Origin of the sequence: Ewingella sp. CoE-038-23, from assembly GCF_040419245.1 — a bacterium.
GTDB classification, from domain to species: domain Bacteria; phylum Pseudomonadota; class Gammaproteobacteria; order Enterobacterales; family Enterobacteriaceae; genus Ewingella; species Ewingella allii.
In genome coordinates this window covers 2,404,888-2,430,139 of the sequence record NZ_JAZHOH010000001.1, presented here as the reverse complement: position 1 = coordinate 2,430,139, position 25,252 = coordinate 2,404,888, and the positions used below count along the sequence as shown (strand labels likewise).

Annotated in this window: 22 protein-coding genes; 9 read left to right on the top strand and 13 right to left on the bottom strand. The window is 56.0% G+C overall.

What is annotated here, in order from left to right:
• The first annotated feature begins 137 nt into the window (after positions 1-137).
• Positions 138-2,813 carry an aconitate hydratase AcnA gene (gene acnA, locus V2154_RS11365; RefSeq protein ID WP_353502348.1) on the top strand — a complete coding sequence of 892 codons (2,676 nt, stop codon included), beginning with the start codon at positions 138-140 and terminating at the stop codon, positions 2,811-2,813.
• A 72-nt stretch (positions 2,814-2,885) separates the two neighbouring features.
• Here the strand turns inward: acnA and ribA are convergent, their stop codons facing one another.
• A complete protein-coding gene (ribA, locus tag V2154_RS11360; RefSeq protein ID WP_353502347.1) occupies positions 2,886-3,476 on the bottom strand; it encodes a GTP cyclohydrolase II in 591 nt (196 codons plus the stop codon).
• Positions 3,477-3,916: 440 nt separating this feature from the next.
• On the opposite strand from ribA, the gene pgpB reads away from it, so the two are divergent.
• The 3 genes from pgpB to lapB all read left to right on the top strand — a co-directional run bounded on the left by pgpB (position 3,917) and on the right by lapB (position 6,446).
• Complete coding sequence (pgpB, locus tag V2154_RS11355; protein WP_353502346.1) at positions 3,917-4,687, top strand: phosphatidylglycerophosphatase B; 771 nt, start codon at positions 3,917-3,919, stop codon at positions 4,685-4,687.
• 271 nt (positions 4,688-4,958) lie between these two features.
• Positions 4,959-5,270 carry a LapA family protein gene (locus V2154_RS11350; protein WP_353502345.1) on the top strand — a complete coding sequence of 104 codons (312 nt, stop codon included), beginning with the start codon at positions 4,959-4,961 and terminating at the stop codon, positions 5,268-5,270.
• Positions 5,271-5,276: 6 nt separating this feature from the next.
• Positions 5,277-6,446, top strand: coding sequence for a lipopolysaccharide assembly protein LapB (gene lapB, locus V2154_RS11345; RefSeq protein WP_353502344.1), 1,170 nt, complete (start codon positions 5,277-5,279; stop codon positions 6,444-6,446).
• A gap of 239 nt (positions 6,447-6,685) precedes the next feature.
• On the opposite strand, the gene V2154_RS11340 is transcribed toward lapB, so the two are convergent.
• Positions 6,686-6,967, bottom strand: coding sequence for an Arc family DNA-binding protein (locus V2154_RS11340; RefSeq protein ID WP_100937199.1), 282 nt, complete (start codon positions 6,965-6,967; stop codon positions 6,686-6,688).
• 202 nt (positions 6,968-7,169) lie between these two features.
• Between V2154_RS11340 and pyrF the strand changes: the two genes are divergently transcribed.
• Positions 7,170-7,898 carry an orotidine-5'-phosphate decarboxylase gene (pyrF, locus tag V2154_RS11335; protein WP_353502343.1) on the top strand — a complete coding sequence of 243 codons (729 nt, stop codon included), beginning with the start codon at positions 7,170-7,172 and terminating at the stop codon, positions 7,896-7,898.
• 9 nt (positions 7,899-7,907) lie between these two features.
• Positions 7,908-8,237, top strand: a complete 330-nt coding sequence (gene yciH / locus V2154_RS11330) for a stress response translation initiation inhibitor YciH (protein ID WP_353502342.1) — start codon at positions 7,908-7,910, stop codon at positions 8,235-8,237.
• Positions 8,238-8,470: 233 nt separating this feature from the next.
• Here the strand turns inward: yciH and osmB are convergent, their stop codons facing one another.
• From osmB to V2154_RS11310, 4 genes are all read right to left on the bottom strand, one after another.
• Entirely contained in the window at positions 8,471-8,698 is a 228-nt protein-coding gene (gene osmB / locus V2154_RS11325; protein WP_034791472.1) for an osmotically-inducible lipoprotein OsmB, read from the bottom strand.
• 308 nt (positions 8,699-9,006) lie between these two features.
• Complete coding sequence (locus tag V2154_RS11320; protein ID WP_353502341.1) at positions 9,007-9,753, bottom strand: DeoR family transcriptional regulator; 747 nt, start codon at positions 9,751-9,753, stop codon at positions 9,007-9,009.
• Between the two features lie 55 nt (positions 9,754-9,808).
• Positions 9,809-12,241 carry a formate C-acetyltransferase/glycerol dehydratase family glycyl radical enzyme gene (locus tag V2154_RS11315; protein ID WP_353502340.1) on the bottom strand — a complete coding sequence of 811 codons (2,433 nt, stop codon included), beginning with the start codon at positions 12,239-12,241 and terminating at the stop codon, positions 9,809-9,811.
• A 5-nt stretch (positions 12,242-12,246) separates the two neighbouring features.
• Positions 12,247-13,146 carry a glycyl-radical enzyme activating protein gene (locus tag V2154_RS11310; protein WP_353502339.1) on the bottom strand — a complete coding sequence of 300 codons (900 nt, stop codon included), beginning with the start codon at positions 13,144-13,146 and terminating at the stop codon, positions 12,247-12,249.
• 154 nt (positions 13,147-13,300) lie between these two features.
• On the opposite strand from V2154_RS11310, the gene fsa reads away from it, so the two are divergent.
• Together fsa and kdgT are read left to right on the top strand one after the other, a co-directional pair.
• A complete protein-coding gene (fsa, locus tag V2154_RS11305; protein ID WP_100937193.1) occupies positions 13,301-13,966 on the top strand; it encodes a fructose-6-phosphate aldolase in 666 nt (221 codons plus the stop codon).
• 322 nt (positions 13,967-14,288) lie between these two features.
• Entirely contained in the window at positions 14,289-15,287 is a 999-nt protein-coding gene (kdgT, locus tag V2154_RS11300) for a 2-keto-3-deoxygluconate transporter (protein ID WP_353502338.1), read from the top strand.
• Positions 15,288-16,034: 747 nt separating this feature from the next.
• On the opposite strand, the gene V2154_RS11295 is transcribed toward kdgT, so the two are convergent.
• The 3 genes from V2154_RS11295 to spy form a co-directional block, all read right to left on the bottom strand.
• Positions 16,035-16,340, bottom strand: a complete 306-nt coding sequence (locus V2154_RS11295; protein ID WP_353502337.1) for a YbdD/YjiX family protein — start codon at positions 16,338-16,340, stop codon at positions 16,035-16,037.
• Complete coding sequence (locus V2154_RS11290) at positions 16,333-18,399, bottom strand: carbon starvation CstA family protein (protein WP_353502336.1); 2,067 nt, start codon at positions 18,397-18,399, stop codon at positions 16,333-16,335. Before V2154_RS11290 ends, V2154_RS11295 begins: the two co-directional genes overlap by 8 nt.
• A gap of 308 nt (positions 18,400-18,707) precedes the next feature.
• A complete protein-coding gene (spy, locus tag V2154_RS11285; protein WP_353502335.1) occupies positions 18,708-19,208 on the bottom strand; it encodes an ATP-independent periplasmic protein-refolding chaperone Spy in 501 nt (166 codons plus the stop codon).
• Between the two features lie 367 nt (positions 19,209-19,575).
• Here spy and V2154_RS11280 point away from each other — a divergent pair, with 367 nt between their 5' ends.
• A complete protein-coding gene (locus V2154_RS11280; RefSeq protein WP_353502334.1) occupies positions 19,576-20,997 on the top strand; it encodes an aminotransferase-like domain-containing protein in 1,422 nt (473 codons plus the stop codon).
• Between the two features lie 17 nt (positions 20,998-21,014).
• Here the strand turns inward: V2154_RS11280 and V2154_RS11275 are convergent, their stop codons facing one another.
• The 4 genes from V2154_RS11275 to V2154_RS11260 are packed head-to-tail and all read right to left on the bottom strand — an operon-like array spanning position 21,015 to position 25,246.
• Complete coding sequence (locus V2154_RS11275; RefSeq protein ID WP_353502333.1) at positions 21,015-21,632, bottom strand: SIS domain-containing protein; 618 nt, start codon at positions 21,630-21,632, stop codon at positions 21,015-21,017.
• 1 nt (position 21,633) lies between these two features.
• Positions 21,634-23,271, bottom strand: a complete 1,638-nt coding sequence (locus V2154_RS11270) for an FGGY-family carbohydrate kinase (RefSeq protein ID WP_353502332.1) — start codon at positions 23,269-23,271, stop codon at positions 21,634-21,636.
• 30 nt (positions 23,272-23,301) lie between these two features.
• Entirely contained in the window at positions 23,302-24,255 is a 954-nt protein-coding gene (locus V2154_RS11265) for an ABC transporter permease (protein WP_353502331.1), read from the bottom strand.
• A 1-nt stretch (position 24,256) separates the two neighbouring features.
• Positions 24,257-25,246: an ABC transporter permease gene (locus V2154_RS11260; RefSeq protein WP_353503980.1), complete on the bottom strand. Its 990-nt coding sequence runs from the start codon at positions 25,244-25,246 to the stop codon at positions 24,257-24,259.
• Positions 25,247-25,252: the final 6 nt, after the last annotated feature.

The following is a 25,252-nucleotide window of genomic DNA, read 5'->3' as shown; positions in this document are numbered from 1 at the left end:
TATCTTTATAAGTGGACTTATTGACCGTCCGGTTATTGGTCTTTCACCCGCTTTGCACTTTTTGAGGTAAAAACGCCTTGAAAAGCATTGAGAAAGAACAGAAGTCTGAAAGATAAGCGTTATAAAAAGGAGAAGCTATGTCGTCCGATCTTCGCAAGAATAGTCAGGATAAGCTGGCAGCCCTCGATAAGGAATATCACTATTACAGCCTGCCGAAAGCGGCACAAAAGCTGGGTGACATTCAACGCCTGCCAAAATCTCTAAAAGTCCTGCTGGAAAATTTACTGCGTAACGTGGATGGTGACACTGTCACCGAAGAGGATTTACAGGCGCTGGTGGATTGGCAGAAAACCGGCCACGCCGACCGCGAAATTGCCTACCGACCGGCCCGCGTACTGATGCAAGATTTCACCGGCGTTCCCGCCGTGGTTGACCTCGCGGCCATGCGCCAGGCGGTCAAGCGACTGGGTGGGAATGTCGACCAAGTCAATCCACTCTCCCCGGTGGATTTGGTTATTGACCACTCGGTCACCGTGGATGAGTTCGGCGACGACGAGGCATTTGACGAAAACGTCCGTCTCGAAATGGAACGTAACCACGAGCGTTACATTTTCCTGCGCTGGGGGCAAAAGGCCTTCAACCGTTTCCGCGTTGTCCCGCCGGGCACCGGGATTTGTCACCAGGTCAACCTTGAGTATCTCGGCCAAACCGTCTGGCACGAAGAGATTGACGGCCGCACCGTCGCCTATCCTGACACCCTAGTCGGCACCGACTCCCACACCACCATGATTAACGGACTCGGCATTCTCGGCTGGGGCGTGGGCGGTATCGAGGCAGAAGCCGCGATGCTCGGCCAGCCGGTTTCCATGCTGATCCCAGACGTGGTGGGCTTCAAACTCACCGGCAAACTGAGTGAAGGCATTACCGCCACCGACCTTGTGCTGACGGTCACCCAAATGCTACGTAAGCACGGCGTGGTGGGTAAATTCGTCGAGTTCTATGGCGACGGCCTGGCGGACCTGCCGCTGGCCGACCGCGCGACCATTGCCAATATGTCCCCTGAGTTCGGCGCGACCTGCGGCTTCTTCCCGGTTGACGAAGTGACCCTCAGCTACATGAAACTCAGCGGGCGCAGCGACGAGCAAATTGCACTGGTCGAGTCCTACAGCCGCGCGCAGGGCCTGTGGCGTCACGAAGGCGACGAGCCAATCTTCACCAGCTCGCTGGAACTGGACATGTCGCTGGTGGAATCGAGCCTCGCTGGCCCGAAACGCCCGCAGGACCGCGTCGCCTTGCCGAATGTGCCAAAAGCCTTCAATGCCGCGACCGAGCTGGAAATCGGCAATGCCAAAGGCAAGCAGAGCCAGTCTGAAAGTTTCACCCTCGACGGCCAGCATCACCAGCTCACCACTGGCGCGGTGGTCATTGCGGCCATCACCTCTTGTACCAACACTTCCAACCCGAGCGTGCTGATGGCGGCGGGCCTGCTGGCGAAGAACGCGGCGGATCGCGGCTTAACCAGTAAACCTTGGGTGAAAACCTCGCTGGCCCCCGGCTCGAAAGTGGTGACCGACTACCTCAACGCCGCTGGCCTGATGCCGCATCTGGAAAAGCTCGGCTTCAATCTCGTCGGCTACGGCTGTACCACCTGTATCGGGAACTCAGGTCCACTGCCTGACCCGATTGAGGCGGCGATCAAAGAGGGCGACCTGACCGTGGGCGCGGTGCTTTCCGGCAACCGTAACTTCGAAGGGCGTATTCACCCGCTGATTAAAACCAACTGGCTGGCTTCTCCGCCGCTGGTGGTGGCCTACGCGCTGGCGGGTAACATGAAGGTTGATTTGACCCATGATCCTCTGGGCGAGGACCAAAACGGCAAGCCGGTCTACCTGAAAGACATCTGGCCGTCAGCCAATGAGATTGCCAAAGCCGTGGAGCAGGTGAAAACCGACATGTTCCACAAAGAGTATGCCGAAGTGTTCAACGGCGACGCCAACTGGCAGGCTATCAAGGTCGAAGGCACACCAACCTACGCGTGGCAGGAAGATTCTACCTACATCCGCCATCCGCCGTTCTTCAGCGACATGAAAGCCCAACCGGACCCGGTAGAGGACATCAAAGACGCGCGTATCCTGGCGATACTGGCCGACTCGGTGACCACTGACCACATTTCCCCGGCGGGGAATATCAAGGCTGAAAGCCCGGCAGGACGCTATTTAGAGCAGCACGGCGTACCGCCAAAATCCTTCAACTCCTACGGTTCTCGCCGTGGTAATCATGAAGTGATGATGCGCGGGACCTTCGCCAACATTCGTATTCGCAACGAAATGGTGCCGGGCGTGGAAGGGGGCTTCACTCGCCACATTCCGTCTCAGGACCAGTTAGCGATTTACGACGCCGCCATGCGTTATCAGCATGAAAGCGTGCCGACGGCGGTTATCGCCGGTAAAGAGTATGGCTCCGGCTCCAGCCGCGACTGGGCAGCGAAAGGCCCTCGCCTGCTGGGCGTTCGCGTGGTGATTGCCGAATCCTTCGAGCGTATCCACCGTTCGAACCTGATCGGCATGGGCATCCTGCCACTGGAATTCCCACAGGGCGTGACGCGCAAAACGCTGAAACTGACGGGTGACGAAACCATCAGCGTCAGCGGTATGCAGTCCCTCAAGCCGGGCCAGACGGTGCCAGTTAAAATCACCTTCGCCGACGGCCATGTCGAAACCGTCGATGCCCGTTGCCGTATCGACACCGGCAATGAGCTGACCTACTTCGAGAACGGCGGCATCCTGCACTATGTGATCCGCAAAATGCTCTAAGTCCCGTCAGTTTGGCGATGAAATGAAAAAAGCCCCGTAAGGGGCTTTTTTAGCATTCAACCTAAACCAAGATTACTTTTCTAACAGGTGGCCCATCTTGGCGGCTTTGGTTGCCAGATAGTGTTCGTTTTTCGGGTTTTTGCCGACGATCAGCGGCACGCGCTCGACGATGTTGATCCCGGCTTCGGTGAGGATTTCGACCTTTTTCGGGTTGTTGGTCAACAGGCGAACGGCAGGGACGCCCAGCAGCTTGAACATATCGGCACACAGGGTGAAGTCACGCTCATCGGCGGCAAAGCCTAGCTGGTGGTTGGCTTCTACGGTGTCGTAGCCTTTATCTTGTAATGCATAGGCGCGGATTTTGTTCAGCAAACCGATGTTACGACCTTCCTGGCGGTGGTACATCAGAATGCCACGTCCTTCTTCGGCGATATGATTTAGCGCGGCTTCCAGTTGGAAACCACAATCACAGCGCAGGCTGAACAGCGCGTCTCCCGTCAGGCATTCGGAATGAACGCGAGCGAGTACCGGCGTGTCGCCAGTAATATCACCAAAAACCAGTGCCAGATGGTCGTGACCGGTTGCCAGTTCTTCGAAACCCACCATCAGGAAATCACCCCATGGTGTAGGTAATTTGGCTTCTGCCACACGTTTCAGCTGCATTTTATACTCCAATACTCTTCATCCTTCACGCTGGGGCTGCGTTAGCGACTCTCATTCATTCGGTTACTGCCTTGCCGCAGCGCGAATAATGCTGAGTAACTCCTCATCTTTCATGCCGGGTTGCGTCATTTCATCGCAATCTTAGCGCGGGGTCGCAGGTGAGGGTGATAGAGTGTTTATTAACGTTCAGTATTTTATTTATTGTTGCGCATGCTACGTTCCAATGCGCGGATTGACCAGTAAAAATCTCAGCGACAGCAGAGATTGCAACAATCCTATGAATATTCTGCCACAAATCGCAGCGGCGCTTAGCGCGAATATTTGAATGATTACGTCATAAGTTATGAATTATCGGTCGCAGCAAAAGCCGATTTTCTTATTAGATGTTAAGCAGTAACAAGATTGTTACACTGCGATTCTTTGGCTGTTTAAGGATGCTTATGTATCACATTGTCAGACGTGTCTTGCTAGGCACAGTGATTCTATTGGCCATGCCCGCCGTCGTGTGGGCTTCGGGATGGTTATGGACGCCGGGGATGAATCCGGACATTTTGCGCCCGCTGTTCTGGGTGACGGAAACCGTGAGTGAGCCTTGGGGCATTCTCACCACCCTCGTGTTTTGCGCCTGGTTCCTGTGGTGCCTGCGTTTCCGGCTCAAGGCGGCGGTAATGCTGGTGGTTATTCTCTGCGCGTCCGTTGTCATCGGCCAGTATGTGAAGGATTTCATCAAGGCAGAGGTCAAGGAGCCGCGCCCTTATGTGGCATGGCTGGGCACTTCTCATGAGATGGACGTGCTGGAGTTCTACGCCATGAAAGGCAAGGAGCGGGGCAAAGAGGTGAAAGCCTTGCTGGGGGATGACAGCGACCTGCCGAAATGGCTGAAAAAGAGCTGGCAGAGTGACACTGGCTACGCCTTCCCATCGGGCCACACCATGTTCGCCGCTACCTGGGCGCTGCTGGCTCTGGGTATTCTCTGGCCGCGTCGCCACTTCAAAACCGTGGCCTTTATGATGGCCTGGGCAGTAATTGTAATGGGCAGCCGTTTGATGCTCGGCATGCACTGGCCGCGAGACTTGATGGCCTCTACCGCCATAAGCGCGGTGCTGGTGATCATCGCCTGTTGGCTGACGGAAAGGTTTATTGGGCCACTCAAGCCGCCTCCGGCAGAGCAGCGCGAGATAGCCGAGCGCGAGGCCGAAGAGACAAAATAGCCCCTCAGGGTAGACGGCGCAGGGCAACAACTGGCCGTTTACCCTTTTAACCGGGGAGTGGCGTCCCCATATATTAACTATCACGCCCTTTTTACTGTGGGGCGCTAGGCCAAATAGGGAGTTATGCTACGCTTTTGTCTGAAGTTTATCCTAAGTCGGTTTTATCCGTTCTGAGCATTTCCCAGCTTTGTTTGGAAATGCTAACTTATTAGGTTAGGACGCGTATTTTTGGCATAATTCATCCGGTACATCCGGCATTACAGGAATGAATGTGAAATATTTGCTGATATTTTTAGTTGTGTTGGTCGTGTTGGTGATATCCATCACCCTCGGCGCCCACAACGATCAGGTGGTAACTTTCAATTATCTGCTGGCGCAGGGCGACTATCGCGTCTCCACGCTGCTGGCTGTGCTATTTGCGACCGGCTTCGTGCTGGGTTGGGTGATCTGTGGTCTGTTCTATCTGCGCGTTCGCCTGTCTCTAGGCCGCGCTCAGCGTAAAATCAAGCGTCTGGAACAGCAAATCGAACCTGAACCTGTGGTTGTTCCCACTGTCACGCCTACTGTTATCAGTAAGGAATAATCCTTTATGTTAGAGCTGCTGTTTCTGTTGTTGCCCGTTGCGGCCGCCTATGGCTGGTACATGGGGCGCAGAAGTTCTCAGCAGGATAAACAGGAAAATGCTAACCGCCTGTCGCGTGAGTACGTGGCGGGCGTTAACTTTTTGCTGTCCAACCAACAAGATAAAGCCGTCGACCTGTTCCTTGAAATGCTTAAAGAGGACAGCAGCACCGTCGAGGCTCACTTAACGCTGGGCAACTTGTTTCGTTCGCGTGGTGAAGTTGACCGCGCCATCCGCATCCATCAGTCATTGATGGAGAGCGCCTCGCTGACCTTCGAACAACGTCTGCTTGCCGTGCAGCAACTGGGCCGTGACTACATGGCTGCCGGGCTGTATGACCGCGCAGAAGACATGTTCAACCAGCTGGTGAAAGAGCAGGACTACCAAGTCTTTGCTCTGGAGCAGCTGTTGGTCATTCATCAGGCGACCAGCGACTGGCAAAGCGCCATCGAGGTGGCCGAGCGTCTGGTTAAGCTGGGTAAAGACAATCGCCGCAAAGAGATTGCCCATTTCTGGTGTGAACTAGCGCTGCAAGCCATGTCCAGCGACGACCTAGATAAAGCCACCGGCCTGCTGAAGAAAGCCGCCTCGGCCGACAAACTCTGCGCCCGCGTCTCGATCATGCAGGGTCGCATCCTGATGGCTCAGGGCGACTACGCTAAGGCCGCCGACGCCTTAAAACGCGTGCTGGAGCAGGATAAAGAGCTGGTGAGCGAAACCTTGCCGATGCTGCAAGAGTGCTATCAGCACTTAGGCCAGCTGCAGGCGTGGGCTGAATTCCTCAAACGCTGCGTGGATGAAAACACCGGCGCCAGCGCCGAGCTGATTCTGGCTGAGATAATCCAGCAAGCCGAAGGCCGCGAAGTAGCGCAGTTGTACATCAACCGCCAGCTTCAGCGCCATCCGACCATGCGCGTGTTCCATCACCTGATGGATTACCATCTGGCGGATGCAGAAGAGGGGCGTGCCAAGGAGAGTCTGGTCTTACTGCGTGACATGGTAGGGGAGCAGATCCGCACTAAGCCGCGCTATCGCTGCCATAAGTGTGGGTTTACCGCGCATTCGTTGTATTGGCATTGCCCGTCTTGCCGTGCTTGGTCGACCATCAAGCCTATCCGTGGTCTCGACGGCCAATAAAATCCTCGTCGTCCTTTGTATTGTCTCTGTGTTGGCTTCCTCTGTTATTCGGCCCGTCCATGGGCCTCACCCCTTCGGGGCCGCTGCGAGCAGCGTTCAAATCTGCTCCCGGCAGATTTGTCACCCCAGTCACTGACTTAATGTCAGCTCCTGGGGCTTCGTTCAATTGCCGCCTTGATACAACTCGAATGATTTTGAGGAGCCTTCGGCATTGCTGCTTATGTTGCTACCTATAAAGACTACTTCTTCTTACTGATGGTCTTGCGAACGGAGACCAGCAGGGTGCGGAGTTTTTTGATCTCTTTTTGAGTCAGCGCCGGTTCGGTGTTTTCGCTGGTGTGCTGGTTGTCGATTTCATGTTCTGGATTTTTGGCGGCCTTTTTCCCCTTCGGTGCAAAGCTTTCCTCTAGGCGCTCGCACACTTCGGCACTTAATGAACGCTCTGATTCAGCCGCTGCGGCACGAATTAACTCTTTTAATTCCACAGGTATCTTGATGGTCAGGGTAGATATCTCGCTCATTTTATTCTATTTCCTTCAGCCTAAAGCTTTACGCTATGTCAGCAAAGTTAAGCTGTCTAGTGTGTAACAAATAATTCATAAAAATGTAACACAACGCGCGACTGGGATTTAGGGGAGATGACAGGTAAAATGCGGGCGGCTTTTTCCACTGATGAATTTGCCTTAGCCCGATATCCTTAAAAACTGACAAGAGGTTGACGACATGAAGTCTGAAAATAATATCCATAACAATGACTTAAAATCCTCACCCATTGTCGTTGCTCTCGACTACGCCGATAAGTCGGCGGCGCTGGCCTTTGCCGACCGCATCGACCCGCGCGATTGCCGTCTAAAAGTGGGTAAAGAGATGTTCACCCACTTCGGCCCGCAAATCGTTAAAGACCTGCAATCACGCGGTTTTGACGTATTCCTCGATTTGAAATTCCACGACATTCCTAACACTACCGCCCACGCGGTGGCTGCCGCCGCCGATCTCGGCGTGTGGATGGTGAATGTTCACGCCAGCGGCGGGGCACGCATGATGACTGCCGCCAAAGAGGCGTTAACCTCATTCGGGGCCGACGCGCCCCTGTTGATTGCCGTCACCGTGCTGACCAGCATGGAAGGCAGCGATTTGGCTGATCTAGGTATTCAACTCTCTCCGGCGGACTACGCCGAGCGTTTGGCGCGCCTGACACGCGACTGCGGCCTGGACGGCGTGGTGTGCTCCGCGCAGGAAGCCAGCCGTTTCAAAGCCGCGCTGGGGCAAGAGTTTAAACTGGTGACGCCAGGGATCCGCCCGGCGGGCAGCAAAGCCGACGACCAGCGTCGCGTGATGACTCCCGTTGAGGCACTGACGGCGGGCGTCGACTATATGGTGATTGGGCGTCCGATCACCCAATCCGCCGATCCTGCTCAGACCCTGCGTGATATTCGCGCTTCACTGCGTTAAGGCCAGCCGATGAAAAATGATGATAACAGCCGTCTGGTGTACTCCACAGATACCGGCCGAATTGATGAGCCAAAAGCCAAAGTAGAACGCCCGAAAGGTGACGGTATTGTGCGTATTCAGCGCCAGACCAGCGGGCGCAAAGGCAAGGGCGTTTGCCTGATCACCGGCGTAGACGGTGATGACGCCGATCTGGAGAAACTGGCTGCTGAGCTGAAGAAGAAGTGCGGCTGCGGCGGTTCGGTGAAAGAGGGGGTGATCGAGATTCAGGGGGATAAGCGGGATTTGCTCAAACAGCTGCTTGAAGCCAAAGGCATGAAGGTGAAATTAGCCGGTGGCTGATATTGTCTGCATTTTAGACGCATCGCTAAATCGGCAAAAATTTTATTTTTTGCCGATTTCACCCGGAAAGACAAATTAAAAACGTGATTGCCAAAATGCTGCTCTCTCATCAAAGCAGCATCTTGAGAATACCGGTTTGTCTTCTTAGTAGAAGACAAATTAAAAAGACCTGAAAAAAGCAAACAACCTATTTTTGTTTTAATCCTTTATTCTGCTTTAACCATTCTTTACTACTATTTACTGACCTGATGTCCTACGATCCCGCCGACTGCTGCACCACCTAATGTCCCTAAAGTACTGCCATCAGTCAGTACTGCACCACCCAATGCACCGGCACCCGCACCAATGGCGGTATTACGGTCGCGTTTAGACCAGTTGCCACAAGCAGTGACTGACATTGCCAAGGTCATCACTAAAGCAATGCTGGCAATACGTTTAGAAGTAAGACTTGATAATTGCATCATGGTAACTCTCCTTAATAGGATTAACTCTCCGACACACTCATAAGTATAGGTAATAACCAATATTTCGCTGAGAAATTAACCAACGCAATATTGCCGCTATCACCTGGGTGTTTAACGCGAGACCTCCGCGAAAAACTAACAATATTCAGAGTGGGTCAAACAGTTATCTCAACTTGCTCAATTTCACATTTTCACCGGGCGCAATAGCGACCCAGTGGAATAAAACTAATGAAATTGGCATTTTTGCACTAGGTGAATAGTCCTAATTCACTGCAAAGTCTTTGGGTCAAAGCACAAAAACCTCATTATTGGCTGATGCAATCTACCGCAATCCCGGCGCTGGTCAGGTGCTGCCTCACAGGGACGGCAAGTTGGTCATCGGTGATCACCCGGCTGACGTGACGTATAGGGCCGAGGGAGTGGCCGGTGATCTGTCCAAACTTGCTGGAATCGGTCAGCACGATATTTTCCACGCCTTTGGCCAGCACGGCGTTGACGATGTCGGCGCGCAGCATATCGCGGCCGGTGAAGCCGGTTTCAGGGGTATAGCCGTCGATACCAATAAATGCTTTGCTGAAGTTGACCTGCTGCAAGCAGAGTTTGGTCAGGGGGCCGACCAGCGTCTGGCTGGCTTTCTGATACATCCCGCCGAGCAAAATCACCTCGCACGGCATGCTTTTTAATAGGGTGGCGATGTAGCTGCTGACCGTGACCACCGTCAGGCTGCGCTTATCACTCAGATATTGCGCCAACAGCGCGACGCTGCTGCCGCTTTCGAAAAATACGGTTTCACCCTCTTGGATCAGCGACGCGGCATATTGGGCCAGCTTTTGCTTGCGGCCAAAATTGGACATCATGCGCTGGTCCACATCATCGGTCTGCACCGCCACGGCAAATCCGTGCTCTCGGCGCAGATAGTTGCGCCCTTCGAGCAAAGTCAGATCATGGCGAATGGTCACTTCTGATACCTGACATACCTGCGCCAGCGTGCTGACGCTAACCCGCTGTTTATCATTCACCCATTGCAAAATAATCTGCTGTCTGTCGTTCATGCGATTCCGAAACAGCGGGCAACCTGTCGATTACCCGCATTGTGGTAGGGAAGGGTTAGAGCGAGTGCTCGGTACGGGCGATGATATCATCCTGTGCTTCAGGTGATAAGGCCGTGAAAAATGCCGAGTATCCGGCGACGCGCACCACTAAATCCCGGTAATGCTGCGGCGTCTCTTTGGCTTTCAGCAAAGTTTCGCGCGACACAATGTTGTACTGCACGTGCCAGCCGCGATGCTCTTCAAAGAAAGTGCGTAGCATGAGCATCAGCGTTTGCCGGTCGTGCGGGTTTTCCAGCGAAGCCGGGTTCAACTTCTGATTGAGCAACACGCCGCCGAGGATCGCCTCGGTCGGCAGTTTTCCGAGGGAGTTGAACACCGCCGTTGGCCCAAGATGGTCCGTACCGGAAGAGGGGCTGGCACCCTCAGCCAGCGGGGTGAAGGCTTTGCGACCATCCGGCGTGGCGGTGGTGGCGGCGCCGAAAGGCACGTTGGCGGAAATTGATGAGGTGCCCGCGTAATAGGTGCCGCCAATCGGGCCGCGCCCAAATCGGGTGTTGTGATAGTTCGACAGCTCGTCGATATAGCACTGATAAGCGCGAACCAGCAGGTCGTCTACCTCGTCGCAGTCATTGCCATATTTGTCCGCGCCGTTGATGAGTCGCTGGCGCAGGCGCTCGCCGTCTAGCCCGTCGTAGTCGGACGCCAGCGCCGCCGCCAGCTCTTGCTGACCAACCTGACCCTGCTCGAACACCAGCTTTTTGACTGCTGCCAGACTGTTGCCCAGATTGGCGATCCCCACCTGTAAGCCCGACACCCAATCATATTTCGCACCACCCTGTTTGATGGTTTTGCCGCGCTCGATGCAGTCATCAACCAGTGCCGAGCATAAGATGTCGTGGGCATTTTCTTCCAGCACGGTATCCACCACGCACTCCACTTCAATCGATTTGCGGGTGTAGTAGCGGATCTGCTCATCCCACTGGGCGAAGGCCTGTTCGAAATTGTCGAAGTTACCCAGCGACAGCCCGCGCTGCTGCGGCAGGAAGCAGCGGCCGCTTTTGGCGTCTTTACCTTGCTCCAGCGCCGCTAGCATTACGCGGGCGAAGTTGATGAAACTCATGCCGGTGCAGCGATAGCCCCACTTGCCGCCGACGGCGGTTTCGATGCAGCCAATCGCGGCGTAGTCATAGGCGTCCTGCGGCTCGACGCCGAGTTTGATGAATTCAGGAATGACAATTTCATCATTATTGAAAGCCGGCATGCCGAAGCCGCAGCGAATCACCTGCACGCAGGCGTCGAGGAAGTCATCGCTGATCCCGGCGTGATAGCGCACGCTGAGGTTGGGCTGGGTAGAGCGCAACTGGCCGCATGACTCCAGAATGGCGTAAGAGAGTGGGTTGACGGCGTCGCTGATCTGGCCGTCGCGCCACTGCTGGCCGCCAATGGTGACATTTTGGTACAGCGGGCTGCCCGCCGAGGCTTTGGAGTGGGTGCCGGAGCGGATTTTGTTGACCTCCAGCAGCTTCAGCCAGCAGCTTTGTAAAAGCTCAATGGCGGCATCGCGGCTCAGGGTTTCAGCTACTTCCACATCGCGGCGATAGTAAGGATAGAGATATTGGTCGAGGCGACCGAAGGAGACCGAGTGGCCGTTGGATTCGATTTGCAGAATCAGCTGGATGAAGTAGCACAGCTGCAACGCCTGCCAGAAGGTCTGCGGCGGCTGGTGGGCAATAAGCTCGCAGTTTTCGGCCATGCTCAGCAGTTCGCTGCGGCGCGCTTCGCGGCTCTCCGTCGCCGCCATTTTCCGCGCCAGCGCAGCAAAACGCAGGATGTGCTCGCCCACCGCCGCTAGCGTGATATCAATCGCCTTCAGCAGCTGCTCTTTATGCAGGTCTTCCCAGTCGGTGAGTTGCAGCCGTTCGCGGCGCTCGGCCACTTTGTTGCGCAGCCCGTCCAGCCCGAGATCGAGCAGCAGCGGGAAGTTGACCGCCAGATGCGCGTCGCCGGAGGTCATATTGCCTTCCGCCTTGACGATGCCGCTGTCGAGCAGGGCCTTCTGCTCATCGGTGAATATGCCGTAGCAGCGATCTTGAACCGTCTGGCCGCGCCACCACGGGCACAGCTGGTGAAGGATGTCCTTGTTCGCTTCGCTGACCGAGAAACCGGCTCCCGGCCTGTCGCCAAGTGCGTCAATTTCACTTTCAATCCAGCCGACAGTGTACTCAGGGAAAATCGGCGCGGCGCGCACTTCACTGGCTTGGTTGCCGATGATTAACTCGTCGTGCTTAATCCAGATGGTGCGTTGTTGCAGATGCTCGGCCAGCGCCATTGCCCGGCGCACGGCCAGCGGTTTGTCGGCATGCTGTTGATAAACATGGGTATAGTGCTGCGCGCGTTCGGTACAGATAGGCGGTTTGACGATATGAATCAGCGCCTCTTTGTGTGCTTTGATGCGGTCAGACAGATGTTCCAGCCTCAGTTGAGTCATTATTATTATCCTCTTAGTAGGGCAGTCAGCCCCTTTTCGGCGGCGTAATCTTGGGCAAACGTCAGCAGATCGGGGTCATTCAGCGGCTGGCGCGGGGCCAGATAGGGTTGGTTGAGCAGAGCGTATTTATTGATGCCCAGCGTGTGGTAAGGCAGAAAATGGATCTCCTGGCAGCCGGTTTCCTCAGCGGCGAAGTCGACAATCGCCCGTACCGAGGCGCGGTCGGCATTGAAGTCAGGGATCAGCGGCACGCGGACAATCAGCGACTGCCCGGCATGAGCCAGTCGGCGGAAATTATCCAGCACGCGCTTGGCCGAGCCGCCGGTCAGGCGTTTAAACGCCGTTTCATCTACGTGCTTTAAGTCGGCCAGCAGCAGATCCAGCACGTCCAGTGAGGGTTCGATGTATTTCCACGGCACGTGCAGGCAGCTTTCAACCGCCGTGTGCAACCCCTCTTGGCGGCAGCGTTGCAATAGCCGGTGAGTCACCTGCGGCTGCATGAAAGGCTCGCCGCCGGAGAGGGTGACGCCACCGCCGGTGCGCAGATAGAAGGCTTTGTCGCGCAGGATCTGCTGCATCAGATGGTCTACATCCGCCGACTCGCCGCACAGGCTCAAGGCCCCGGCGGGGCAGACGCGCTCAATGGCGGCCCGGTCGGCGGCGCTGAAGTTCTCGCGGCGGATAATCAGCTTGCCGTCTTCTACATTAATAGCGTGCGGAAAGGCGCTGGCGCAGTAGCTGCAGCCTTCACTGCATAAGCGCGGGTCGAACAAAATGTCCGGCTCGGCCGAGCGGCTCTCCGGGTTCTGGCACCAGGTGCAGCCCAGAGAACAGCCTTTGAGGAACACCACGGTACGCACTCCCGGCCCGTCGTGGGTTGAATAGCGTTGAAGGTTAAAAATCATCGAGGTACTCCAAGCAAAAACGGCCTATTTATTTTCTTTCGCAATTAAGCTACTTTCATTCGAAAGTGATTTTGACTGCGATCAACAAAATAGGCGTTTGAAAGAGTAGACTCATCGATACTTTGTTTTGGTTCACAAGTTTAAGGAGAGAGGGATGGAGCTTTATCTGGATACCGCCGACGTTGGCGCGGTAAAACGACTATCACGCATCCTGCCGTTGCAGGGTGTTACTACCAACCCGAGCATTGTGGCGAAAGAGCGCAAATCGCTATGGGAAGTCCTGCCTGCCTTGCGTGATGCTCTGGGCGGAACCGGCAAACTCTTTGCGCAGGTGCTGGCGTCTGATGCCGAGCAAATGGTTGCCGAAGCGGTGAGCATGACCCAGCGCGTGCCGGGTTTAGTGGTCAAAGTTCCGGTGACGGCGGAAGGCTTGGCGGCGATCAAAAAGCTCAAGCTGATGAACATTCCCACGCTGGGAACGGCGGTTTATGGCGCGGGGCAGGGGTTACTTTCTGCGCTGGCCGGGGCGGAATATGTCGCGCCCTATGTCAACCGTCTGGACGCGCAGGGCGGTGACGGCATCGCCATGGTGACAGAGCTGCAACAGCTGCTGAGCCTGCATGCGCCCGGCGCTAAAGTGCTGGCCGCCAGTTTCCGAACGCCGCGTCAGGCGATGGACTGCTTGCTCGCGGGCTGTCAGTCAATCACTCTGCCGGTGGACGTCGCCGAGCAGCTGCTGACCACGCCCGCCGTGACCGCCGCCGTGGCGCAGTTCGACAATGACTGGCAACAGGCTTTCGGGCGCAGCACGCTGGATTAATTCCGCACTCTACTCATCGACTTATCTAACCCGCCTCGGCATCCCCGACGCGGGTTTTTTTATGCCTGAAAATCCTCCAGACATTTAAATGAAACTAGCGATCTATAAAAAAGAAACGTCGTTTCAAAAATATGTGTTTGATCACTTTTATAACTTCCGGAAATGGATACCTTAGCGATCATTGAAAGAGCCGATGAGAGAACCAAGTCGTCACGCCAACCGGGAATGGCACGTTACACCCTTAACCCTAGCTTTCACTACAACACCGCCCGGCGCTGGAAAACAGTGCCGTGAGCGAATAAAACGATCAGGTGGAAACAACATGCAAATCAAACGTGCTATAGAAAAAATTCCCGGTGGGATGATGCTGGTGCCGCTGTTTATCGGTGCCCTTTGCCATACCTTTGCGCCGGACGCGGGTAAATATTTCGGGTCATTCACCAACGGGCTGATTTCCGGCACCGTGCCGATTCTGGCGGTGTGGTTCTTCTGTATGGGCGCGTCAATCAAGCTCAGCGCCACGGGGACGGTGCTGCGTAAATCCGGCACGCTGGTGGTGACTAAAATCGCCGTGGCCTGGGTGGTCGCCGCGTTGGCGTCGCACTTTATTCCGGAAAACGGCGTCGAGTTTGGCTTCTTCGCCGGGCTGTCTACGCTGGCCTTAGTGGCGGCGATGGATATGACCAACGGCGGCCTGTACGCCTCGGTGATGCAGCAATACGGCACCAAAGAAGAGGCGGGCGCTTTCGTGCTGATGTCTCTGGAATCCGGCCCGTTGATGACCATGATCATCCTCGGCACTGCCGGTATCGCCTCTTTCGAACCTCACGTATTCGTCGGCGCCGTTCTGCCTTTCCTGGTTGGGTTTGCGTTGGGTAATCTTGATTCTGAATTGCGCGAGTTCTTCGGCAAAGCCGTGCAGACGCTGATCCCATTCTTCGCTTTCGCTTTGGGGAATACCATCAATCTGGCGGTGATTGCACAAACCGGCCTGTTAGGTATCGCACTGGGTATCGCGGTGATTATCGTCACCGGCATCCCGCTGATTCTGGCCGACAAGTTTATCGGTGGAGGTGACGGCACGGCAGGCATCGCAGCATCAAGTTCCGCCGGAGCCGCCGTCGCCACCCCGGTGTTAATCGCCGAGATGGTCCCCCAGTTCAAAGCCGCCGCCCCGGCAGCCACCGCGCTGGTCGCCACCTCGGTCATCGTAACCTCGATTCTGGTACCGATTATTACCGCGATGTGGTCGCGCAGAGTGAAGAACAAAGCCATCAAGGGGAAAGTGAATTTGGATGACCAAATGGCGAGAATTAAGTAAGTAGGGGCTGCTGCCCGGGGGCGCTTTTTAACTTCAAATTCAAATTCAAATTCAAATTCAAAACCGTGGGCTCGCCGCCCACACTGGCCCAAAGGGTTTTAAACGAAACCCTTTGGAATCCTGCGTTTTTTTGCTGCTGCAAGATCGAGGCTGCGCAGGGTTGGAATGGACATGTTCCAGCGGCCATTGTGTTCGCCGCGAAGTGGCGCCGCTTAGGCGGTTCCCTCGCGGCGGGATTACAACCCGCGCAAACTAACGCGCGGTTTTCCACCTCTTGCTCGGCGTCACTTCTGAACGCGACTTACTGGCATTTATACCGTGCCGTTTCAGTGGATTTTTTTTCTGCTCATCTCCTAAATAGCGGAGGAGCAAAGCAAAATCACTGAAACGGCACGGCTGAGATGCCTCTAAACCGCAGTCAAAAATGGCGCTGAGCGAACGGTTCGAGACCTATGGCTCGAAGCCTGAAGCGAAGGCACCGCCTAAGCGGCGACATTTTGCGGTGAATAACGGAAGCCCCTGAAACACGTCCGTCCAGCGAGCGGAGCGCGCAGTAAAGAGCCGGGGATTCTTAAGGGGCGCGGCGATAGGCGCCCCTTAAGGCCGGTGTGGCGGCAGCGCACGACCTTGACCTTTGGGCCAGTGTGGGCGGCGAGCCCACGGTTTTGACCTTAAGGCCTGTGTGGCGGCAGCGCACGACCTTGACCTTAAACTTAAAAAGGTGAACAGCAGTTCACCCACCTGATCCTAACATGGGCATTTCCCCATCTTGCCGCCTTCACTCGGGAATCTGGCTTCCAAACATCTGCGATGAAACTCGCGCTCCGACAGCGGCGTGCCTCTTGGGTGGCGAACGCGAAAGTGCGCCACGTAATTGCCGTAATCCTGCACGCCAACCATCAGCCGGAAGCTTTGGGCGACGCGGCGTCCAGCGAGTCTTAGCCACTGCAAAGCGTTCTTTGGGCGAGGCTCGACCACGAACAGCGGCTGGCAGTGATGGATGACTAGCGCCGCGGGCCGCGGCGCTTTCAACAGTAAACAGTTTTCAGACATTGCGGGCCTCCCGGCGTTGTACCACGGCGGTTTCATGCACTGTCGGGGTGGCGGAGTTCAGCGCGCGGCGGATCACGAAGAACGACGACACCAGCATGGTGACGGCGACCAGCATAAAGAAGGCGCACAGCGCGGCGTTGATCTGATTGTTAATCACGATGGTGTGCATATCGGCAAGAGTTTTGGCCGGTTTAATGATTTCACCGCTGTCGATGCCTGCCGAGAATTTCTTCGCCTGAGCGAGGAAACCGATCGACGGCTTCTCGTGGAAAATCTTCTGCCAGCCCGCCGTCATAGAGGTCACAAACAGCCACACGGTCGGCAGAATGGTTACCCACGCATAGCGCTGCTTCTTCATTTTAAACAGCACCACGGTGCCGAGGATCAAGGCCATCGACGCCAGCATCTGGTTGCCGATACCAAACAGCGGCCACAGCGTGTTGATGCCGCCCAGTGGGTCGACCACGCCCTGATAGACAAAGAAGCCCCAGCCAGCGACCGCCACGGTGGTTCCGGCTATGGTGCCAATCCAAGAGCGGTTATTGGCCAGCGAAGGCACGGCGACGCCCACCAAGTCTTGCACCATAAAACGGCAGGCGCGGGTACCGGCATCCACGGCGGTAAGGATGAACAGGGCTTCGAACAGGATGGCGAAGTGATACCAGAACGCCATCATGGCGCGGCTATTAAACACTTCGGTGATGATGTGCGCCATGCCCACGGCAAAGGTCGGTGCGCCACCGGCGCGGGAGAGAATGGAGTTCTCACCCACGTCTTTGGCAATCAGCGCCAGCGTGTCCGGCGTCACCACAAAGCCCCAGCTGTTAATCACCTGAGAGGCACTCTCTACCGTGGTGCCAATCAGCGCTGCCGGTGAGTTCATGGCGAAATAGACGCCCGGATCGATAACCGAGGCGCAGATCATCGCCATAATCGCCACGAAGGACTCCATCAGCATCGCGCCGTAGCCGATAAAGCGGATATGGCTTTCGCGCTCGACCAGCTTAGGCGTGGTGCCGCTGGAAACCAGCGCGTGGAAACCCGAAATGGAGCCGCAGGCAATGGTGATAAACAGGAACGGGAAAAGGCCGCCGGAGAACACCGGGCCGCTGCCGTCGATAAACTTAGTTACCGCGGGCATTTTCATTTCAGGCATAGCAAATACGATGCCCACCGCCAACCCGGCAATGACGCCGATTTTCAGGAAGGTAGAGAGGTAATCACGCGGGGCCAGCAGCAGCCAAACCGGCAGAACCGAGGCGATAAAGCCGTAAATCACCAACACCCAGGTCAGCGTGGTGCCGTGCAGCGTGAAGAACGGCCCCCAGTAAGGATCCGCCGCTACGTTGCCGCCGTAAATAATCGCCAGCATCATCAGCACGAAGCCAATAATCGATACTTCGGCAATTTTGCCCGGGCGCAGGAAACGCATATAAACGCCCATAAACAGCGCGATAGGAATGGTGGCGGCGATGGTGAACAGGCCCCACGGGCTGTCTGCCAGCGCTTTAACCACCACCAGAGCCAGCGCGGACAGGATAATAATCATCACGCCCAGCGCGCCTAGCATGGTGATCACTCCGGCGAATTGCCCCAGCTCCTGCTTGGCCATTTCACCCAGCGAGCGACCATCGCGGCGGGTTGAGATGAACAGAATAAGGAAGTCTTGCACCGCGCCCGCCAGCATCACGCCGACCAGGATCCAGATAGTGCCCGGCAAGAAGCCCATCTGCGCGGCAAGGATCGGGCCGACCAGCGGGCCTGCACCGGCAATTGCTGCAAAGTGGTGGCCGAACAGCACCCATTTATTGGTGGGAACATAGTCCAGACCGTCATTGTGGCGCTCGGCGGGCGTCATGCGGCGGTCATCCAGTTCGAACACTTTCTTGGCGATAAACAGACTGTAGAAACGATAGGCGATGCTGTAACAAGCAATGGCGGCTATTACCAGCCACACCGCGTTGACGTGCTCTCCACGGCTGAGGGCCAACATGCCAAAGGCAAAGGCGCCGATTAACGCCACTACCAGCCAGGTTATCCCAGACTTGACGCTTTTCATGTGTACTACTCCTTGTGTCACGGGTCCTGTAGGCCCGTTTTATGTTTTATAGGTGCAGAGTTTGGGTGAGGTATGAATGGAACATGCTCAACCGCAGCGCAGAAGTTCCTGAACGATCAGCTTAAATCCCAGTTTTAAGGTAGTGGCTTGGCGGCGACAGGTGAAATGAGAACAACAGAATTGTGATATGGCTTGGGATTTCGTTGGGTAAGGGGGCGGGGAGCACAGAAAAAATGCTCAATAAGATGAATAAATACAAAAAAAACCGGCCAGCAAAGCTGACCGGTTGAGCCTGAGCGGTTAAGCGATTATTCAGCAGCAGCCGGTTTTGGCTGGCCTGGTTTATGGTCGCGCATTTTTTCCATTTTCTCAGCGCGCTTCTGGTAGTTCTCATTAAACTGTTTCTTCTGCTCTGGCGTCAGCAGGTTGTACATTTTGTTCTCAGCGCGAGCGCGTTCCAGCATGCGCTGGGACTGTGCCTGGGTGATGGTATCAATCTGCGATTTCACTTTGGCTTCGTCGAAGCTGTCAGAGGCGACCAGGCCGTGCATGGTGTCCATCTGCGCTTTCATGGCCGCGCGGTCAGGGCGTGCGCCGCTGTCTTTCATGATCTCTTTCATCTGAGTTTTTTGCTGCTCAGTCAGGTTCAGGCCAGCGAACGGGTTCATGTGGTGCGGGCCTTTATGGTGCATCATTTTGCCTTGAGGGGCAGGTGCATCAGGTGCTGGCGTAGTGTCAGCGGCGAAAGCGAAAGAAGCCGAGCTCAGAGCCAGAGTTGAAGCCACAATCATTGCGGTAAGTTTACGCATTATTAGATTCCTCATAGGGTTTCAGGCACGTTGCCCGTTTTGTGTTGACGAAGGAAAGTCTAAACCTATGAATGAATAGTAATACGAGGAAGATGTAAAAGAGTGAAAGGTGCGCTAACGTTTTTCCGCCGAAAGTGGAGAAAACGTTTAGAAAGCGTAAGGTTGCAAACGATCCCTTAGCACTTGCTCAGAATTATCCGACCGCAAAGCGGGTTGCAAAAACATTATCACGGTTAATGTTTGGCCACCAGACGACACCTAAACTAATCATTCTCCGTTTAACCTCGGTTTCGTTCGCCATGAATTAACCAATTTGCCTATAATAGTTGGCATTTCATTAACATTATCTATAACAGTGAATGACTCTATGGCACTTTCTCGTTATGAAAATCTGGCGCAGACCCTGCGTCGGCAGATTGATTCACAGGTGTGGCTGCCCGGCGACAAACTGCCGTCGCTGCGAGATAGCTGTAAACAGTCCGGCCTGAGCTTGATGACCGTCCTACAGGCGTACCAGCTGCTGGAAAGTCAGGGCGTAATCGTTGCCCGGCCGCAGTCGGGCTATTACGTCGCGCCGCGCAAGGTGCGCGAGCTGAATCGCCGCGCCAATCAAACTCTGCACGCCGCCGAGCAGGTGGATGTTAATGACGCCATTTTCGACATTCTCAAAGGTGGCCAAGACCCGTCGGTGGTGCCTTTAGGCTCGGCATTCCCGGACCCAACTTTGTTCCCCCAGCCGCGCCTTGCCCGCTCCCTGGCCAGCGCGGTGCGCCGTATGTCGCCTCATAGCGCCATGGCCAACCTGCCGCCGGGCAATGAGGAGCTGCGCCGCAACATAGCCCAGCGTTACGCGCAAAACGGCATGGAAGTGCCGCCGGACGAAATTGTCATTACCTCGGGGGCCATGGAGTCGCTGGGCCTCAGCCTGCAAGCCGTCACCGAGCCGGGAGACTGGGTGGCGATTGAGTCGCCCGCGTTCTATGGGGTGCTACAGGCGATTGAGCGCCGTAAGCTGAAAGCCGTGGCGATCCCGACCGACGTGCGCAACGGCATGGATCTCGACGCCTTGGAGCAGGCGCTAGATACCTATCCGATCAAAGCCTGCTGGCTGATGTCCAACTTCCAGAACCCTCTCGGCTGCACGCTGTCGGTAGAGAAGAAGGCCCGGCTGGTGGCGATTTTGCAGGCCCACGGCGTGGCGCTGATTGAAGATGATGTTTATGGCGAGCTGTACTTCGGCGGTGAGCGACCTATGCCGCTCAAAGCGTCGGAAAATCGCAGTGAAATTCTGCACTGCTCCTCATTCTCAAAATGTCTGGCTCCCGGCTTTCGCGTTGGCTGGGTGGCGGCGGGGGCCTACGCCGCGCGCATCCAGCGATTGCAGCTGATGAGCACCTTGTCAGCCAGCGTGCCGGTTCAGCTGGCGTTGGCCGACTATATGCAGCAGGGCGGCTATGACACCCATCTGCGCCGCCTGCGTCGCCAGCTGGAACAGAGACAAATGGCGATGTTCAACGCCATCACCGAGACTTTTCCGTCGAGCGTGTCTGTGTCTCAGCCGCAAGGGGGATATTTTTTATGGCTGGATTTAGGCGAAAAGGTGGATGCGGCGAAGGTCTATCAGCGTGCGCTGGCGCAGGGAGTGAGCATTGCGCCCGGCACCATGTTCGCGGTGGACGATCGCTACCGGCACTGTATTCGTATCAATACCTCGTTTGAATGGGGCCCGCACACCGCGCGGGCCATCCAGATTATTGCCAATATTGTGACTGACGAGCTGAAGCACTGACCTGATCTGAAAGGCGACTAGGCTTCATTCTCACGCAAGGTTTTACCAACGTTGCCGCCGGGGTGAACCGCCAGCAGCGTCTGCTTATCAAAGCCGTTGCGCAGCATGATGCAGCCACAAATCGCGTCGAAGATAGCCAGCACCAGCACAATTGAGGTGGTGGCGAGCATGTCCAGCGGGTCGATCTCCCGCTGGATATGGGTCTTCAACACCAGCTTTGAAGCCAGCGCAATGGCCGAATCCAGATTCTCCGTCACGCTAATCAGCGTCACCCCTTTGCTGGCAAGGGTTGGTAACAGACGAGTCAGCTCTTCCGAATTCCCCCCGCGCGAAATCATGATAACCACGTCGTCGCTGCGCAGGAAACCGAGATCGCCGTGGGCGGCGTCAGTCGGATTGAGGTAAATCGCCGGTTGCTCGACACAGGCCAGCATGTGCGCCACTTTGCGTGCCGCGATACCCGAGGTGCCGACGCCGGTCACGGCTATCTTACCTTTACATTCCGCGAGGGTGTTGAGCACCCGCTGCCAGACCTGCTGGTCGATATTCTGCTGTAAGGCCAGAATCTCTTGGCTGTAGGTCTGCCAGCCCGTACAGGCTAGCTGCCACTCATTGACGTTAAGGGATGGCGACATATCAAAAATCCTCCTGCATCAGGCGGCGGTATTTCATGTGGTCGTGGTACATCTCATGGAACACCTTATATTTGCGGTCGTAATACTCTTTAATTTTGTTGGTCTGCGGCGTCACGGTTTTACCAATGCGGCTCATCGCCGCCATGGCTTCCGGCAGGGAGTCATAGGCTCCGGCGGCCACGGTGCCCATCATGGCGCTGCCCAACAGCATGGCTTCACTCTCTTCCGGCAGTAACATCGCGCAGCCCGTGGCGTTGGAGTGCTCTTGCACAAACACCGGGTTCTTGGTGCCGCCGCCGCTCGCCATCATGGTGTCGATGGAGTAGCCGCTCTGATTCATGGTTTCAATGATATGGCGCGTGCCTAACGCCAGCGCCTGAATGGTCGCCAAATAGTGCAGCGCCATATCTTCCGGGGTGCGCGACAGTTTGAGGCCAGTCAGGGTGCCGGTCAGCGTTGGGTTTGCGCGCGGCGAACGGTTGCCGTGGAAGTAGGGCAGCATATGAATATCTTTGGTAAGGAAGGCGATGTTCTCCGGCTCGCCGGCCATTTTGCGCAGAATGCCGTTCAGCACTTCATAAATAGTTTTGCCACTGTCTTTGCCCTGTTTCAGCAGATCCTGATAGCAAGGGTGCGACTGAATTACGTGGTCGATAAGCGCGCCGGTGGTGGACTGCCCGCCCTCGTTCAGCCAGTAGTCTGGCAGGATTGCCGAGTAGTATGGCCCCCAGATGCCGCTGATATAGCGCGCGCTGCGTGACATCGCCATGTGCGCCGTCGAGGTGCCGCCAATCAGCGCGATACGATGGTCAAAGTCGGCCGTTTCGCCAGATGCGCCGCTGGCACCTAAGATCCCCAAACTGCCCGCGTGGGCATCGATGATTGACACACTCACCGCCGTGCCGGGCATCAGGCCCATTTCACTGGCGGCGCGTTGAGTCAGCCCATGGCCCAAAGGTTGGCCCATGGTTTTCACTTCGCTGCCGATTTTCGCCGCGTTGTTTTCCAGCAAATCTTCCAGCCCGATCTGTTTGAAATAGCTCGGATCCCATCTGTCTTCGTGACCGATATAGGTCCACTTACAGACGGTGGAGCAGAGAGAGCGGGTTGGGTCCTGCGTGGCGCGCCAAGTCAGGAAGTCTGGCAGGTCAAACAGATGACCTACGTTGTTCCAGGTGCTCGGCATGTGCTGCTTCAGCCACAGCAGTTTTGGCGTTTGCATTTCAGGCGAGATAATACCGCCGACGAACTCCAGCACGCGGTGGCCGGTGGCGTTGATGCGCTCGGCCTGCGTGATGGCGCGGTGGTCCATCCATACAATGATATTCTGCTCGTTGCGCCCGGACGGGCTGACGGTCAGCGGTTTACCTTCTTTATCCAGCACCACCAGTGAGCAGGTGGCGTCGAAGCCCAAGCCTTTCACCTGAATCGGGTTGATATCGGCCTGACTCATCGCGTCTTTTACCGCGTTACACACCGCTTGCCAGATCTCGTCGGAAGACTGCTCGACAAAATCAGCTTTAGGGCGGAATAAGGTAATATCGCGGCTGGCCTGACCCACCCGGCGTCCCGTCATATCAAACACGCCTGCGCGAGCACTGCCTGTCCCGACGTCAACGCCAATAAAATAACTCGCCATGTTTCTTTCCCTTAATGTTCTAAAAGTCTGTCAGGACTTACGATTCTGTAAAGCGATAAACAGGATCAATACTCCGCCCCATAACGCCATAGTTAAGTAGCTGCTCACGCCCATCAGGTTCAGACCACTTTCCAGCATTTGCAGTACCACCAGTGCCAGAACCAGTCCCAACACGCGACCAAAGCCGCCATCCGGGTTAATGCCGCCGAGGACCGAAGCCAAAATCGTGACCAGTAAATAGGAGTCGCCGTAACCGGCCTTGGCCGAGTTAAATTTCGACATCATCAGCAGCGCCGCGCCCCAGCCCAGCAGGGCGGAAAGCACGTAAACCGCGATAGTGACTTTGTGAGTGTTCACGCCGCTAAAGCGCGTGGCCTGCTCGTTAGACCCCATCAGATACAGGCTGCGGCCAAGGGTGGTGTGCTCGAGCAGCACCCACAGCAGCACGGCGACCAGCAGGAACAGCAGCAGGGCGACGGGAATGCCCAGCAGGCTGCCGTTGCTCAAATACTGAATGGCTTTCGGGAAACCGGAGATAACGGTGCCGTTGGTCAGAAGAATGTTTAGCCCGGAGATCAGCGTCATGGTGCCGAGGGTGGCGAGGATAGGCGACACCCCGATGTAGGCGATTAATACGCCGTTTAGCGAGCCGATCGCCAGCGCCACGGCCAATCCCGCCAGCATCGCCAGCAGGAAGAAGGCGGGCTGGTCAGGGTGGGCGACCAAAATCGCCGCCATCACCAGCGAACAGGCGTTGGCTCCGGCGATCACCGACAGGTTAATCCCGCCGGTCAGCATGGTGATGCCCATTCCCAGCGCCAACATGCCCAAGATAGGCAGCTGGGAAGAGATTGACTGGAAGTTACCCAGACTAAAGAAGCGACCACCGAGCGTGAAAGAGAACAGCACGGCGACGGCCAGAATGATCAGCAACTGCAAACGGATGATGCGGTCACCGGGGAAAAATCGGGTTAAGGTTGTCATGTTACATTCCCTTCGCCAGTTTGCGTTTTTCGTTCCAGGCGGTGCTACTGATGCTGACCAAAATGATCACGCCGCTGAAAACTTGGTGCCAATAAGAGGAGATACTCAGCAGGGTCAGGCCGTTTTGCAGGAAGGCCAGCAGCATCACGCCCAGCACGGTGCCAGTCAGTGAGCCGCGCCCACCGGTCATGCTGGTGCCGCCCAATACCACGGCAGCCAGCACCGTCAGCTCATAACCTAGCAGCGAATTAGGAGCCACCGACTGGGTGATTTGTGCTTGTACCACTGCCGCGATGCCCGCCAACAGCCCCATAAAGCCGTAAACATAAAAGTGCAGACGCAGGATGTTTAGCCCAAGGCGTGAGGCCGCGTCGCGGTTGCTGCCCATGGCGTAGATTTGACGCCCGACGCGAGTGCGGTTCATCAGCACGCCGGTGGCGATAATCACCCCCAGCAGGCTGAGCAGCGGCAGCGTCAGGCCATAGTCATAGCCATCGCCAGCGGTGAATGAGAACCAGTTGATGCCATTCATAAACCAGTCCGGGAAGCCGTACAGCCAGGTGCCGTTAGTCAGATACACCAGCAGGCCGTAGAACAGGTTCAGGGTGGCGATGGTGATGATAATCGCCGGAACGCGCAGCCAGTAAACTAAGAAGCCGTTGACCAGCCCGAGCAGCAGGCCCACGCCCATCGCCATACCAAACGCCAGCGGGAAGCTGCCGCCGTGGTGGATGATGTAACTCGCCATCACGTATTGGCCAATGGAGGTCATGGCCGGGAAGGAGATGTCGATGCCTCCCGCAATCAGCACCACAAACAGGCCACAGGCCAGAATGCCAAGAATGGCGTAGCTGGTGGCGACATCAGTCAGGTTGCCGAGGGTTAAGAACTCTTTGGTGCTGACGCTCAGGCCAATCGCCAGAACCAACACCAGTAAACCCAACCAGAACTCGTGCTGGCCGATGGCTTTACTCAGCCAACTTCTTTCCATTTTTGA